The sequence below is a fragment of the Xanthobacter sp. NM-59 genome (assembly GCF_021401125.1).
Classification (GTDB): Bacteria; Pseudomonadota; Alphaproteobacteria; order Rhizobiales; family Xanthobacteraceae; genus Xanthobacter.
The window spans coordinates 35,190-50,619 of sequence record NZ_JACBFQ010000015.1; the positions used below are offsets into that span (position 1 = coordinate 35,190).

Below are 15,430 nucleotides of genomic sequence, written 5' to 3' on the forward strand. Positions count from 1 at the left end.
CGCCGGCGCCGGTGGCGGCGGGGCGCGGAGCCCTGCGCGCCTCCGGCGGCGACTGCCCGATGTGCACATCTTAATCAGTCTTCGGTTTCAGCGGCGAGCGCGATCCATGTTTCAAATCCTGGTGGATCCGTTGGCGAGCCGGTGCCAATTTCAATCGAAGACACTCGAGGAGCTTCACGCATGAAGACCTGTCTCGTGGTGGATGATTCAGGCCTCGTGCGAAAGATCGCGCGACGTATCCTGGAGCGTCTCGGCTTCCTGGTCGAAGAGGCTGCCGATGGGCAGATTGCCCTCGACTGCTGCGCGAAGGCGATGCCGGATGTCATCCTGCTTGACTGGGAAATGCCGAACGTCAGCGGCATTGAGTGCCTGCGTCGTCTGCGCGCCACTGAGGCGGGCAAGGCGCCAAAGGTGATCTTCTGCACCAGCCTGAACGACATGGAACACATCGCCGCTGCCCTGGAGGCGGGGGCGGACGAATACATCATGAAGCCGTTCGACGACGACATCCTGCATGAGAAGCTGGAGGCGGTGGGTCTGGCGGAAAAGGATCTTCTGTGAGCCCAACGTCTGTTAATCCCGACTCCTCGACCCCAGGCCACACCATCCGCGTCATGGTGGTGGACGATTCGGTTTTCGTGCGCGGGATCGTGTCGCGATGGTTGGGCGAGGATCGCGCGCTCGAGGTGGTCGCCACCCATGCGAACGGGCGGCGCGCGGTCGATGACCTCGATCGCTCGCAGCCTGACGTCATCATCCTTGACCTCGAAATGCCGGAGATGGATGGGCTGACCGCATTGCCCCTCATCTTGAAGCAGCGTCCTGGGACGATGGTGGTGGTGGCTTCGACGCTGACGCGACGCGGCGCCGAAGTCAGCCTGAAGGCGCTGACCCTTGGCGCCGCCGATTATCTGCCCAAGCCCGAAGCCGGCCCCGGCATGTTCAATGCGGATGAGTTCAAGCGCGAGCTGCTTGCCAAGGTGCGCAGTCTTGGCGCCAAGGCGCAGCGGCGCAGGGCTGTGGCAGAGGCGGCGCGGTCCGGTACGGTGGCACCGCGCGCACCTGCAACGCCTGCACCTGCGGCGCGCCCGGTAGCCGGGCATCCGCCAGCGACGGCTCCCGCCGGTGCGTCATCCGCCGCATCGGCTGCGGCTCGCATGCGGCCTTATTCGATGGCGCCGGTGTCCATTCTTGCGGTTGGCAGCTCCACCGGAGGGCCGCAGGCGCTCACGCGCCTGTTCACCGAGATTGGACCGCATTTGAAGAACATCCCGGTCTTGATCACTCAACATATGCCGCCCACTTTCACCGCCATTCTGGCTGAGCATGTGGGCCGTGCCTCTGGCCTGCCAGCGGCCGAGGGCACAGATGGCGCTCCAGTGTTGCCGGGGCACATCTATGTGGCTCCGGGTGGCTTGCACATGCTGCTGGAAAAGTCTGGCGGAAATGTCGTGATCCGGCTTTCGGATGCGCCGCCAGTGAATTTCTGTAAGCCGGCGGTGGACCCCATGTTCGCGGCCATTTCCGCTGTGTACCGCCAGGGCATGCTCGCTGTGGTACTCACCGGGATGGGGAGTGATGGGGCCAAGGGCGCGGGGGTTGTGACCGACGCCGGCGGCAGCGTGATCGTTCAAGATGAAGAAACCAGTGTGGTGTGGGGCATGCCCGGCGCCACCGCCGCAGCCGGAAACGCCTGCGAAATCTTGCCCTTGGATGGCATCGGCCGCAAAGTGATCCGGTTGGTCGAGGGGGGACGGCGGTGATCAGTGCTTCGGATTATGAGTTTTTCTCCCGTTTCCTGAAACAGAGATCGGGCCTGCTGCTCACCGACGACAAGCATTATTTGCTCGAAAGTCGCTTGATGCCGCTGCTGCGGAAGTTCGACCTGGCGGACTTCTCGAAACTTGCGGCCGTTCTGAAGGATGGCTCATCAGCCATCATCTCCAGCGCCGTCGTGGAAGCGATGACGACGAATGAGACTCTGTTCTTTCGGGACAAGGCCCCATTCGAGGACTTCACCCGCACCATGCTGCCGACCTTGCATGCCGCACGGCCGGCGGGTCAGAAGCTGCGCATCTGGTGCGCAGCTGCGTCGAGCGGTCAGGAGCCGTACTCGCTCGCCATTCTGCTGCTGGAAAATCCCGGTCTCATTGGACGTCGTGACGTCGAGATCATCGGCACCGACCTCTCGAACGAGGTGCTGGAACGGGCGCGGGCTGGACGCTACAACCAGTTCGAGGTTCAGCGCGGCATGGGCGTGCAGATGCTGATGAAGTACTTCACCAAGGTCGGTGACCTCTGGGAGGTGAAGGAACCCGTCCGCAAGATGGTGCAATACCGCAAATTCAATCTGCTCGAGTCCTTCGCCAGCCTCGGTACCTTCGACATCGTCTTTTGCCGGAATGTGCTCATCTATTTCGATGCGCCGACGAAGGCGGACATCCTGGCGCGTATCGCGCGGGCGCTTACGCCCGATGGATTCCTCGTCCTCGGCGCGGCCGAAACGGTGATTGGCGTTGGCGATGCCTTCAAGCCGTTGCCGCAGCATCGCTGCACATATGTGCCCAACGTCACGCCCGCCGTACGGCCGGCGCCTGTTGGTATGAAGATCTGAGGCGGCCCGGCAGGGCTTGGGTGGCGGCGTCAGGAGGGAGCATCCTGATGCCGCGGATGGCGCTCTTTGAGCTTCTTTCCCTCTCGCGAAGTCCGGAGAGCGCGCGAGGCTATTGCTGCCGTGTGAATTGTTCGGCTGAACCGGTCAGCATCACTTCCGGCGGGATCGGGTCTGCTGAGGCCGCGAAGCTCTCGTAGGCACGGTCGAGGGCGCATGCCGCTCGCTTCGTCGCGAAAATTCACCGAGCCAAGTGAGGCCGAGCCGTCAAAATCAACGAAGGCCTCACAGGGTGCGTCGCAAGGAGTGACGCACCCTGGGCCAGTCGGTTGCTCAGCGGAAAAGGCTGTCGATGTCGTCCTGGGAGACGACGTTCTGATCGTGCGACAGCGCCGGGCCATTCAGCAGCGCAGTATCACCCTCGCGCTGCTTTTCCATCTCCTTGGCGCGTTCCACGAGTTCGCTGCCGCCCCAAATCTCGGTCATGCGGCTCACGCGCTCTTCAATGAAGACGAGCAGCTTCACCACTTTGCGGATGCGCTGGCCCGTAATGTCCTGGAAATTGCAGGCCTCAAACAGCTTCACCACTTCGTTCTGAATGGCGTGCGCCAGTTCCAGGTCGCCGTCCGAAAGGCGGCTGACCAGCTTCTGACTCAAGTTGTCGATGGCTTCAGCTGAGGACAGGATGGTCTCGGTGGCGCCTTCGGTGTCGCTGACGACCGCTTCGAGCTCGCTAGTGGCCGTGTGCAGGCGCTCGCCCCGCGAGCCCTCCGTGTGAATGGTCGCAATCTCGTGACGTGTATTGCGGATGGCATCCTGGATGGTCTCGATGCCGGACCAAAGAACGCTGCGATCACGCTCACGCGCGAGGGTCGGATCGCGCTCTTGGAACTTGCGGATTTCTTCGCGGACTTCAGCAAGCTGTCCGAGAATGCTGTTGATCTGGCTATCGAACGATGTCAGGGCTGTCATCCCCTCGGCGTCGCTCACTGCATTGCCCATGGCCGTCTCGATGCGGAACGGACGACGACGCGCACCCGACATGCAACTCTCCTGGAACGCTCGGAAATCACCGTTCCACCTCTATACGGCGGAAAAACGTCCCCCGAAAGCCCCTGGCTGTCGCGTCCGCAAGCTTCATGCAAGCTCCTGATTGCACAAGGGCTTGTGGTTTGGTGGCATGGTTGCCGCTGGAGAAGACTTGTTCGCCTGTTTGCGGAGTGTGAGATGGCGATTGATCTTTCGATGCCGGTCCTCGTGGTGGACGACTACAAGACGATGGTCCGCATCATCCGCAATCTCCTGAAGCAGATCGGCTTCGATGACGTGGATGAGGCTGCTGATGGAACTGAGGCCCTCGCGAAGTTGAAAGAGCGCAAGTACGGTCTCGTGATCTCCGATTGGAATATGGAGCCGATGACTGGCTATGAGCTGCTGAAGCAGGTTCGCGGCGATGACGCTCTGAGCGACATTCCCTTCATCATGATTACTGCTGAGGCGAAGTCGGAAAACGTCATCGCTGCGAAGAAAGCAGGCGTGAACAACTATATCGTCAAGCCGTTCAATGCGCAGACCCTTAAGGGTAAGATCGACGCTGTTTTCGAGAGCTGATCCGCCTGGCGCGGGGAGGCGGGCGCGCAAGATTCGGTGCGTGGTTCATGTCGCGTCGATGGTGTCCCTCACCGTCGCTCAGGCTGCGTTTTCTTCGCGGCCGAGCGTCCCGCTCATCGGCGGGTTCTCCGAACGACATCCGGGCGCTGAAGGTGTGATGTAACCTTTCGGCGTGTTGTCCCTTGCGCGACTGAGGTGGGTACCCGGATGCTGGTCAGTGTCGCGGGTGGGGCGGTCCGGTGGCGTCGGCAACTGCTCCGAATCGGAGCCTTCGACGCGGTGCCGAAATCGCTATTCTGGATTTAGATGGCGCCTCATCCCTTTGATTTTGATCAAAAATGATTCGTTTGAAGAGGTGAGTTCGGTCCATTTTCGCGGGCGTTTTGTGCAATGCACTCCAGTGTGGAATTATTAATATTGAGTTAACGTATTTGCGCGGATTGCCGCTTGGGGAATCGCGAATATGCTACCTTCCTATGGTTGGTGCCTCTGGGGGAACCGGCTCCGGCATTTTTACCGGGTCGGGCAGGGCGCACCCACCTTGAGTATGGAGGGTGGGATGTATGTGGTCGTGGACGAGCGGACGTCCGTTATCGAAAGCTATGTTGGGGCTTTTTCCCGCGAAGGGGTCGCTTCGCAGGGATTTACGCATAGTGAGTTCCGCGATTGGATTCTGACGACGTGCGAAGAGGATCTTGGTGCGGTCGAGAGTTTCCTGGTGGGGGACGTGGACGGGCGCACCGGATATCCAGACCTCATTCGAGGCTATTCGAGCGCTCCGATTATTGCGCTTGAAGATGTTAAATCCTTAACGCACACGCTTGAGTTGTTCACTGCGGGAATCGACGATGTCGTTCGTAAGCCCGTCCATGTGAAGGAGATCATGGCGCGCGCGGATGCTGTGTGGCGTCGTGTTCGCGCGACTGAGCCTCAGGTTCTAGAGTGTGAGCGCCTGAAGGTGTTCTTCGATGGTCGCGATCCCGAGATTGACGGGCAGGCGTTGGCTTTGCCGCGACGGGAGCGCCACATCCTTGAGTACCTGGTGAAGAACAGCAAGCGTCGCGTTACCAAGACGCAGATCTTCAATACGATCTACGGTATCTTCAACGACGATGTCGATGAGAGCGTGATTGAAGGCCACATGAGCAAGCTGCGCAAGAAGCTCCGCTTGAAGCTTGGTTACGACGTCATCGACGCTAAGCGTTATCTCGGCTATCAGTTCGTCGGCTGAACTGGGTGTGTCGAGGGTCTGTACAGCCGAGAGAGATTCCTCGGCTGTACAGGCGGCGCGATGACGTGTGGCTTGAGGCGCGTTATCTGTGCTGCTCGTGCATTAAAGCATGGTGTCCTGCGAAAAGGGGCATGAGCCGCTCGCGGTAGGCATTGAACGGGCGCGGTTAGCCGGGGCTCGCTGGCGACTGTTAAGCCATGGCCGATTTGTTCGCTCCCATTAGGTGTGGCGGTAGCACCCTTGACGCGCGTGTTGTGGGCGGCTGAGGCAAGTTCTCCCATTTTCTCCTGAACAGCGTCTGCAGGCTAGCGCAGTGGGCCGAGAAGGATCCGGCGCCAGTGGGCTCATGCGTGTTGCGGTGTAACGTGTCAAAATCGGCGCTGCGTGCCGTTTGCTGCCTCACTGCGGCGGTGGGCATTCTGAGTGCCTGTCGCGTCAAGGTGTTTCCGTTGGTCATCCGTGGTGTGGAGGGCAGTGCGGATTGCCGGCTTTCGGCGTACTCGCGCCGCGTGCGGCTCTTGCCGGCCGGCGGCGCTTTCTCGCTACATTTTTGCCGCATTTGTCAAGATTGGGTGACACCGGAGGGCCAAGGCGGTTGCGAAGTGCGGCAGTAACATGGCAGACCTAGACATTGAACGGGCGCGCGATGTCGATCTCCACCAAGGGCCTTCCCTCGCATTCGGCTGGGCTGCAGCAGCAGTCCCGTGCTGAAGGAATGAGCGTCTGCGATCCCGTGTCCGGTGCTCAGAGCCGCGGGGGCAAGGGAATGGGCAGTCAGGTACAGGGGGTCCCTCGTGTTTTGCTGGTGGACGATGATGCCCACCTCCTGGCCGAGCTCCATGAAGGTTTGCAGGCCCTTGATATCCCTACCTTAACGGCGCGATCGGCGATCGAGGCATTAGATCAGGTGAGGCGGAACGAGGGCTTGCAGGTCCTTGTCACGGATCTGCAGTTGCCGCGTATCGATGGAGCCGAGCTGCTGCAGAAATTGGCGCTGCGCCGTCGGCGGCGCCCGCTCGCGGCAATCGTCATGACCGAACACGCCTCGCTGGACCGCGCGGTCCGTGCGCTCCGCCTCCATGCGGTGGATTTTCTCCAGAAGCCGGTGACGGTGGAAGAGGTCGCGAATGCGATTACCCGCGCATTCTCGCTAGTGCGGGAGGCTGAGCCCGTCGCGGTGGAGGGGCCGGGGACCATCGGGCGATCGGAGTATCTGCGAGCGCTGGTGGCCGCGCGGGCGGATCGCGCGGCAATTTTCGACGCGAATCTTTTTTCGGATCCCGCCTGGGAGATGATGCTGGACCTGGCGGTTGCGGAAGCGTGCGATCGGCCCATCTCGGTGACAAGTCTGTGCATCGCATCCGGCGCGCCCACCACGACCGCCTTGCGGAGGATTGATGAGCTTCGGCAAGCCGGGCTGCTCGACAAGATGCCGGATGCCCGGGACAAGCGCCGCATTGTGGTACGGCTCACGCCCCTGGGGCGCGAGCGCATGGAGGCCTTCGTGGAGCGGCAGGCCGAGCGCATCGGTCTCAAGCTGGACTGAACGGCAGGGGCACCCCGTGCGGTGTGCGGTATTGGCGGAAGGTTGGCCTTGAAGCAGTGCTGCGACTGGCCTATTGTAGCGCATTGGATTCAGCGTGGCGAATGTCAGGCGTTTGATATTTCGGGCGCGAGAGGATCGCAGTCAGACCTAAGCGGTGCGGGGCGATGAGCATCTATCTCGGAACGACATACGCGACTTACAACTACTACGCGAAAAACAGCGACAAGATGCTGGAGCAGCAGGCTGCTGATCCGATCACCAAGAACGCCACCGCCTATTACGAAGAGAATATCGGCAAGGTGACGTCGGTTGACGATTTCGTCAGCAATTATCGGCTGTTCAACTATGCCATGACGGCCTATGGCCTCAGCGACATGGTGTATGCGAAAGCGTACATGGCCAAGGTGCTCGAAAGCGACCTGTCCGATAAGAACAGCTTCGCCAACAAGCTGACCGACACCCGGTTCGTGAATTTCGCGAAGGCGTTTGCGTCCCTCAATCCGGATGCGACCGACACATCGACGACAGCTTCCACTGAGAGCGTGGTGAACGCCTATATGGAGCAGTCGCTCGAAGACGATGTCGGGCAGACGGACGCCGGTGTTCAGCTGGCACTCTATTTCAAGCGTACGGCTTCCACTGTTTCCACGGCTTTTGGCCTGCTTGCGGACAGCGCCATGTGGAAGGTGGTTTCCACGGCTTATGGGTTGCCCGAGAGCCTGGGCAGCATGGATCTGGATACGCAGAAGACCGTGGTCGAATCGAAGCTTGACCTCACAGACCTGCAGGATCCGGAGAAGGTGGACAAGCTGCTGGCCCGCTTCGCCGCTCTCTGGGACATCACCGAGAATGCGAGTAGTGCTCCCATCCTCGCGCTGTTCGGAATGGATACGTCGAGCAGCTCATCCAGCGAGACGCTTGCATTGTTCTAGCTGGCGGGGCCGTGTTGGCGGCCGCGCGAAGCAGAAACGCTTCCAGACGCCTCGCAATCGCGGGGCGTTTTGCTTTTTTGCGGCTTCGCTCTCGCTCATCCATCGGGCGTTGGGCGGTCGATGGTCATGGCACAAGAGATCCACCGGCGTCTAAGGAATGGCAGATGTGCGCTCCGTTGGCTGCGTGGCGGAGGGGCGGGATTGTCGAGCCAGCCGCAGCTGCGGAGAAACCTTGGCTTGGCTTTGTCGGCCACAAAGTGCAGCAGTCCGTAGTGGTGCGTTCCAATCGTCGGCGCCGGTAAGGCGAGACGTCGCGTTGAAGGGGCGGGCTCGACTCTCCGCTTTCGCTCACTGATCGCGCAGCTCGCGCAATTTATGGTGTGCTTGTACCGGGAATGCAACGGCGCGTGCGCCGGTCGCATTTTTGTTGTTCAATGAGGCCGTCGAGCCCATTGGCGCGATCAAACGGGCGCCCCCTTGGAACGAGGAGGTAGAAGATGCTCCGCCTTGCAGCCCTGGTCGTGACGCTGGTGAGTCTGTGTCCCGCGCTGCCGGTGGTGGCTCAGTCGGTCATCGGCACTCCCGGTGCGCCAGACTCCACCACTGTCATTGACGGGCTGCAGCTGCCGCCGCCTCCGCAGCCGTTTCGCGGCGTCATCAAGGATCTGTCACAGGATTCGAGGCCCTATTGGCCGGCCCGCATTGTTCCGCCGTCGGGGGCGCCCAATGTCCTGCTGATCATGACTGATGATGTGGGCTTTGGCGCGCCCTCCACCTTTGGTGGGGTGATCCCGACGCCGACGCTCGATCGGATCGCCAATGATGGCCTGCGGTACACCAATTTCCACTCGACTTCCCTGTGCTCGCCAACCCGTGCCGCGCTTCTGACGGGGAGAAACCACCATGTGGCCGGCTATGGTGTCATTGCAGAAATGGCCACGGGCTATCCGGGGTATGATAGTGTCATCACCAAGGATAAGGCCACCATTGGGCAGATCCTGCTCGGCAATGGCTACCGCACGTCTTGGTTCGGCAAGAACCACAACACGCCAGCCTTCCAGGCGATTTCCACCGGGCCCTTCGACCAATGGCCGACAGGCATGGGCTTCGAGTATTTCTATGGTTTCATGGGTGGGGATACCAGCCAATGGCAGCCGGATAACCTGGCCCGCAACACCACCTATATCTATCCATTTGAAGGTCATCCCGATTTCAACCTGACCACAGCCATGGCGGATGAGGCGATTGCCTATATTAATAAGGTGAATACCCTTACGCCTGATCAGCCCTTCTTCATCTATTACGCGCCCGGCGGCACCCACGCGCCCCACCACCCGACACCCGAATGGATCGAGAAGGCGACACGCCTGCACCTGTTCGACAAGGGCTGGAATGTGCTGCGAGAGCAGATCTTTGAGAACCAGAAAAGGCTGGGCGTCATTCCGGCGCATGCGCGGCTCACGCCTTGGCCAGATGATCTCTTGAAGCGTTGGGATCAGCTTTCTGACGACGACAAGAAGATGTTCAAGCGGCAGGTGGATGTTTACGCGGCCTATCTCATGTACACGGACCATGAGATCGGGCGTGTTGTCGACGCGGTGGAGGCCGCCGGCAAGCTCGACAATACATTGATCATCTATATCAGCGGCGACAACGGCTCCAGCGCGGAAGGCACATTGGTCGGCACGCCGAATGAGGTTGCCATGTTCAATGGTGTCGATGTGCCGGTGGAGGACCAGCTCAAGTATTTCTATGATGTGTGGGGGTCGGACAAGACGTACAACCATATGGCAGTCGGCTGGACTTGGGCATTCGACACGCCGTTTTCGTGGACGAAGCAGGTGGCTTCGCATTTCGGCGGCACGCGTCAGGGTATGGCCATTTCCTGGCCGAAGGTCATCACGGACAAGGGCGGGGTCCGCAATCAGTTCCACCATGTGGTGGACATTCTGCCCACAGTGCTCGAGGCCACGGGCATCAAGGCGCCGGAGGAGGTGAACGGCATCCGCCAGGCGCCCATTGAAGGGGTGAGCATGGCCTACACCTTTGCCAAGGGCAATGCGAATGCGCCCTCGCGCCATGTCACCCAGTATTTCGAAATGATGGGCGACCACGCCATCTATCACGACGGCTGGATTCTCTCCAGCAAGGTCATGCGCCCGCCATGGGTTACGGTGAGCAATCCGGACCTCGATCCCGTCCATTATCCCTGGGAGCTCTATAATCTGGCTGACGACTGGACGCAGTATCAGGATGTCGCCGCCGAGAACCCGGAAAAGGTGCAGGAGCTGTCGGCTCTGTTCTGGGCAGAGGCGAAAAAGCACCAGGTGCTGCCGCTTGATGCAACGCTGACCACGCGCCTCATCACGCCACGTCCGAGCATCACGGCGGGGCGCAATGTGTTCACCTGGCGCTCGCCGCTCATCGGCACACCGAACGGGGACGCGCCCTCGGTACTGAACACCTCCTACACCTTCACCGCCGAGGTGGACGTGCCCGCGGGGGGCGGGGATGGCATGCTCATCACCCAGGGCGGGCGTTTTGCAGGCTATGGCTTCTACCTGTTGAAGGGCAGGCCGACCTTCACCTGGAACCTGGTCGGTTTGAAGCGCATCAAGTGGCAGGGGCAGGCGCCACTCAGCCCCGGCAAGCACACCTTGGTGTTTGATTTCAAATATGACGGCCTCGGTGCGGGCACGCTGGCGTTCGGCTCCACCAGCGGCATCGGCCGCGGCGGGACCGGTACGTTGAGGGTGGACGGCAATGTGGTCGCCACCGGCCGGATGGAGCATACCATCCCCTTCATCCTCGCCTGGGACGAAAACCTGGATGTGGGGGCCGACACCGGCACGCCGGTGGACGATGCGGACTATCAGGTGCCCTTTTCGTTCAACGGCACCATCGGCGAGATCACCCTCGCCATCGATGCGCCGCAGCTCTCTCCGGAGGATGTGGCGCGGCTGAAGGCGGCGCGCGCCAAGGCGGCGGACGGGCCCGTGGCCGGCGAGGCGGAGGCGGTGAATGCGCTGGGCGGGGTGAGCCCCGTCACCGCGCGGCTCGACCGGTTCAAAGCCTGCCGGGACGAGGCGCTGGCGAAAAATCTGGATCTGTTCGATCGCATCAAGTTCGTGCAGGAGTGCATGCACTGATAGGAGGGGAAATACCTCTTTTGGCTGTGGCCGAAGGGCCTCACCGCCGGCGCTGCGATGGCACCATGGGGAAGTTCCTCTGGCGTGGGGAGCCGTCACCGGGCAAGATCAGGCGAGAAAAATGAGCCGGGGCAACCTGAAGGGGCGGCCGGCGCCGGCAGAGGGAGCGAGGCTCAGGTGGGCGATCACGATCGGAGAAGGCGCACTCGCGTTGCCGCCAGCCATGGGGGGCAGAAGAAGCGCGCGCGCGCGGAGCTGGCCGCGGCCATCTGCGCGATGAGCATGTGCGTCGGCGTGCCAGCTCGTGCGGCTGATCTTGCGCCGGCGGCGCCGCTTGGTGGCCCTGGGACCGTCGGCGCGCCGGTGGAATCACGCTGGGAGTTCGAGTTCGCGCTCTATGGGTGGGCGACGGGCATTGATGGCAATGTGGGCGTGCGCCGCCTGCCGACGTTCCCGGTGGATGCCTCGTTCTCCGATGTGGTGTCGCACCTGGATGGCGCCTTCATGGGCACGTTTCTGGCCAAGAAGGATGGCTGGACGCTTTTCGCGGACATTGTCTGGTCGAAGCTGTCCGCCGACAAAAGCCTGGATTGGACGGGGCTGCCCCAGCTTTCCGCCACCCAAAAGCTGTTCATCGCCAGCGGCATCGCGGGCTATCGCCTGCCGGTGGGCGGGCCCGGCTTCGATCTCAGCGCCACTGCGGGCTTTCGCTACCAGCGCCTGACCTTCGACACGACCATCAGCTCCGGCCTGCTGCCGATTTCTTTTTCCCAGAGCGATGTCAAAGAATGGCTGGACCCGGTGTTCGGTCTGCTGCTGCAATACCGCATCAACGACAAGTGGTTCGTGAATGCGCTGGCGGATATCGGCGGCTTCGGCGTGGGCTCCAAGCTGACTTCGCAGGGGTTCGTGTCGCTGGGGTATAATTGGACCGAAGCATGGTCCACCGCCATTGGCTATCGGGCGCTTTATACGGATTATCAGTCAGTTACGAGTCCATCGGCGGATTTCCGCTACACCACCACCATTCACGGGCCCTTCCTCAGCGTCGCCTATCATTTCTGAGGACGGAGCAGCGGTCATCCCAGCATGCGCAAGCGTTTCATTCCGACCCTCCTCGCCATGACCGCGGGGCTCGCGGCCGCATGCGTGATCGCGTTGGGCACGCGGATGCCCGAGGGCCGCGCCCAGGCACAAACCGCCGTCATGGAGCTGGCACCGGGGGGCGTCGGCGGCTTGGACGCGGATGCCGCCCATGCCGGCGATGGCCATGGTAATGCCATGGGCCATGTGGGCTCGGCGGCTTGCGCCTCCTGCCATGCCGATGAGACGCGCGCCTGGCTGTCCTCCCACCACGCCGCGGCCATGGCCCTGGCCACGCCTGAGACGGTGAGGGGCGACTTCGATGATGTCCGCGTGTCGGTGAAGGGAGCAAGCGCCCGTTTCTTCCGCGATGGCCCCCGCTACATGGTGGAAACCGACGGGCCGGACGGGCGCACCGAGACGTTCGAGATCAGCCATGTGTTCGGCGTCACGCCGCTGCAGCAATACCTGGTGACGTTTCCCGATGGCCGGCTCCAGGCGCTGCCCTTCGCCTTCGACACGCGGCCGAAGGCGGACGGTGGGCAACGCTGGTTCCATCTCTACCCGGATGTGCCACCGGTGGCGTCCGACCCCATGCACTGGACCAAGCTGTACCAGAACTGGAACTTCATGTGCGCGGAGTGCCATTCGACAGCCGTGGCCAGGAATTACGACCCCGCCGCCGACACCTTCCACACCACCTTTTCGGAGGTGAGCGTTGGTTGCGAGAGCTGCCATGGGCCGGGCGCCGCCCATGTGGCCTGGGCCAAGGGTGGGGCGGATCCCAGCACTCCGCACAAGGGGTTCCCCACCGTGGCCGCTGCCCGGGCGGAGGCGGATTTCACGCCTGATCCGCACACCGGCAGTCCCGCCAAGGGCGCCTCCCGCGCCATTGGCGACGAGGTGGAGGGCTGTGCCCGCTGTCATGCCCGGCGCGGCATTTTCTCCGAGCACTGGCGGCCCGGCCTGTCCCTCACCGATACCCATTTGCCGACCCTGCTTTCCACCGGCCTGTTCGAGGATGACGGGCAGATGCGGGACGAGGTCTTCAACGACCACAGCTTCAAGCAGAGCCTGATGTATTCCAAGGGCGTGGTCTGCTCTGATTGTCACGATCCCCATTCCGGTCGGCTGAAGGCAGAGGGCGCGCAGGTGTGTTCGCAATGCCACCTGCCCGAGAAGTTCGAGACCACCGCACATACCGGCCACGCCCCGGGGCCCAAGGCGCCGGATTGCATTTCCTGCCATATGCCGGTGCGCACCTATATGGGCGTGGATCGCCGCCACGATCATTCCTTCCGCATTCCCCGGCCCGATCGCACCGTGTCGATCGGCACGCCCAACACCTGCAACGACTGCCACGCCGACAAATCCGCCGCCTGGGCGGCAGAGGCCGTGGCGCGCTGGCATGGCCCCGATCGTAAAGGCTTCCAGACCTGGGCCGAGCCCTTCCACGCGGCGCGGGCAGGGGACCCTGCGGCGCGCTCCGCCCTGCTGCGGCTGGCGCAGGATGCGGCGGTGCCGGGCCTGGTGCGCGCCACGGCGCTGGCGGAGGTCCAGCGTTTCCCCTCCGCCGCCACGGCGGCCGTGAACGGGCCGGCCTTGTCGGATCCCGATCCCATGGTGCGGGTGGTGGCACTGCGTTCGCTGGCGGGATTGCCGCCGCAGGCGCGCTGGCAGCGGGGCTCCACCTTGCTGGATGATCCAAGCCCCGTGGTGCGGCTGGAGGTCGCCTCGCTGCTGGCGGATGTCGCCCCCAATGCGGTGCCCGAGGCCGATCGTGACCGCCTGATCCGCGTTTTTGGGGAATATGAGGCGGCGCAGAAGGTCAATGCGGATCGACCGGAAGGGCGCGGCAACCTTGCCACCTTCCTGGCGCGTCAGGGGGATATCGCCGGGGCGGAACGGGAGCTCAAGGCCGGCTTGAAGCTGGACCCTTCCGCTGCGTCTCTGGCGGTGAACCTGGCGGACCTGTACCGCACGCAGGGGCGCGAGCAGGAGGCGGAGGCCGTGCTGCGCGACGCCATTGCCCACGCGCCCACATCCGGCGAGGCGCAGCATGCGCTCGGCCTGTCGCTGGTGCGCCAGAAGCGGCTGGTGGCGGCTCTGGATGCACTAGGCCGCGCCGTCGCCCTGGCGCCGGACACGCCGCGTTATGCCTATGTCTATGCGGTGGCGCTGCAAACGGTGGGGCGTGGAGACGATGCGCGGCGGGTGGCGCGCGAGGCGCTGGAGCGCACGCCCTTTGACGCTGATCTGCTCGCCTTGGCCCTCCAGGATGCGCTGCGCGCGCGGGATGTGGCGCGGGCGGCGCCCCTGGCCGAACGCCTGTCGCAGATGCGGCCGGACGATATGGAGCTGGCTCGCATGGTGCAGCGGCTCGGGGCTACCCCCGGGCCACGCTGAGCGGGCGCTTCAGACGCCGCGGAAGACCGGCTTGCGCTTTTCCAGGAAGGCGGTGATGCCTTCCTCGTAATCCGCGCTTTCGAACACCTGCCGGCGCATGTCCTGGATGCGCTCGAACACCTGTGCCGGGACCGGCTGGTCATCGGTCAGCACGCGCAGCTGCTCCTTCACCACCGCGATGGCGAGCGGCGCCTTCGAGGCCATCAGGGACGCGAAGGCTAGGGTGTGGGACTCGATCTCCTCCGCCGGCACCAGCCGGTTGATGATGCCCCACCGCTCCGCGGCGTCGGCGGCCAGGGGCTGGGCCGAGAAAAACATTTCCTTCACCAGGTTCACCGGCAGCCGGTGCAGGAAGTGCAGCAGGCCGGTGGTATTGTACGGCAGGCTGAGATTGGCGGGCGTGATGGCGAAGGTTGATGTCTCGTCGGCGATGATCATGTCGCAGGAGAGCACAAGATCGAACGCGCCACCCCAAACGGCGCCCTGCACCATGGCGATGACCGCGCCGGGATAGGTGCGGATGGCGCGCAGCACGCACTCCAGCGGATCGCGATAGGAGAGGGGGTCCTCATGTCCGCGCGGCAGCTCGTGGATGTCGTGGCCTGCGGACCAGACCTGCATGCCGGGGGCGGCCCGGATCACCACCACCCGCACCGATTGGGCTCGGCAGGTGTCGAGCGCCAGGAGCACGCCAGTCATCAGCTCCCGGCTCAAGGCATTGCGCTTGGATGGATTGTCGAGCGTGATGACGCCGACATGCTCCAGGATTTCGTATCTCACGAGGGCCGGGGCCGTGATCTGCTGGGAAACGGTCATGTCGCTGCTCCTGGCGCACCCGGCGCGTGATGCTTCCGCCTCGCC

Annotated in this window: 12 protein-coding genes; 10 read left to right on the forward strand and 2 right to left on the reverse strand. The window is 62.9% G+C overall.

The features are described from left to right. The first annotated feature begins 180 nt into the window (after nucleotides 1–180). The 3 genes from L0966_RS20785 to L0966_RS20795 are packed head-to-tail and all read left to right on the forward strand — an operon-like array spanning nucleotide 181 to nucleotide 2,614. Nucleotides 181–561, forward strand: coding sequence for a PleD family two-component system response regulator (locus tag L0966_RS20785; protein WP_234053996.1), 381 nt, complete (start codon nucleotides 181–183; stop codon nucleotides 559–561). Nucleotides 562–614: 53 nt separating this feature from the next. Further along, a complete protein-coding gene (locus L0966_RS20790; protein ID WP_234053997.1) occupies nucleotides 615–1,763 on the forward strand; it encodes a chemotaxis response regulator protein-glutamate methylesterase in 1,149 nt (382 codons plus the stop codon). Then, entirely contained in the window at nucleotides 1,763–2,614 is an 852-nt protein-coding gene (locus tag L0966_RS20795; RefSeq protein WP_370640794.1) for a protein-glutamate O-methyltransferase CheR, read from the forward strand. Before L0966_RS20790 ends, L0966_RS20795 begins: the two co-directional genes overlap by 1 nt. 330 nt (nucleotides 2,615–2,944) lie before the next feature. Here the strand turns inward: L0966_RS20795 and L0966_RS20800 are convergent, their stop codons facing one another. Continuing rightward, nucleotides 2,945–3,655: a protein phosphatase CheZ gene (locus L0966_RS20800; RefSeq protein ID WP_234053999.1), complete on the reverse strand. Its 711-nt coding sequence runs from the start codon at nucleotides 3,653–3,655 to the stop codon at nucleotides 2,945–2,947. A gap of 183 nt (nucleotides 3,656–3,838) precedes the next feature. On the opposite strand from L0966_RS20800, the gene L0966_RS20805 reads away from it, so the two are divergent. From L0966_RS20805 to L0966_RS20835, 7 genes are all read left to right on the forward strand, one after another. Further along, nucleotides 3,839–4,222 carry a response regulator gene (locus L0966_RS20805; RefSeq protein WP_234054000.1) on the forward strand — a complete coding sequence of 128 codons (384 nt, stop codon included), beginning with the start codon at nucleotides 3,839–3,841 and terminating at the stop codon, nucleotides 4,220–4,222. 559 nt (nucleotides 4,223–4,781) lie between these two features. Further along, the gene (locus L0966_RS20810) at nucleotides 4,782–5,453 is read left to right on the forward strand and encodes a response regulator transcription factor (protein ID WP_234054001.1); all 672 of its coding nucleotides are present in this window, start codon (nucleotides 4,782–4,784) and stop codon (nucleotides 5,451–5,453) included. Between the two features lie 646 nt (nucleotides 5,454–6,099). After that, nucleotides 6,100–6,999, forward strand: coding sequence for a response regulator (locus L0966_RS20815; protein ID WP_234054002.1), 900 nt, complete (start codon nucleotides 6,100–6,102; stop codon nucleotides 6,997–6,999). A gap of 164 nt (nucleotides 7,000–7,163) precedes the next feature. Further along, a complete protein-coding gene (locus L0966_RS20820; protein ID WP_234054003.1) occupies nucleotides 7,164–7,931 on the forward strand; it encodes a DUF1217 domain-containing protein in 768 nt (255 codons plus the stop codon). A 497-nt stretch (nucleotides 7,932–8,428) separates the two neighbouring features. Further along, the gene (locus L0966_RS20825; protein ID WP_234054004.1) at nucleotides 8,429–11,080 is read left to right on the forward strand and encodes an arylsulfatase; all 2,652 of its coding nucleotides are present in this window, start codon (nucleotides 8,429–8,431) and stop codon (nucleotides 11,078–11,080) included. 363 nt (nucleotides 11,081–11,443) lie between these two features. Next, the gene (locus L0966_RS20830) at nucleotides 11,444–12,145 is read left to right on the forward strand and encodes a hypothetical protein (protein ID WP_234054005.1); all 702 of its coding nucleotides are present in this window, start codon (nucleotides 11,444–11,446) and stop codon (nucleotides 12,143–12,145) included. Between the two features lie 24 nt (nucleotides 12,146–12,169). Beyond that, the gene (locus L0966_RS20835) at nucleotides 12,170–14,569 is read left to right on the forward strand and encodes a tetratricopeptide repeat protein (protein WP_234054006.1); all 2,400 of its coding nucleotides are present in this window, start codon (nucleotides 12,170–12,172) and stop codon (nucleotides 14,567–14,569) included. Between the two features lie 9 nt (nucleotides 14,570–14,578). Here L0966_RS20835 and scpB read toward each other — a convergent pair whose 3' ends face one another. Continuing rightward, a complete protein-coding gene (scpB, locus tag L0966_RS20840; protein WP_234054007.1) occupies nucleotides 14,579–15,385 on the reverse strand; it encodes a methylmalonyl-CoA decarboxylase in 807 nt (268 codons plus the stop codon). Nucleotides 15,386–15,430: the final 45 nt, after the last annotated feature.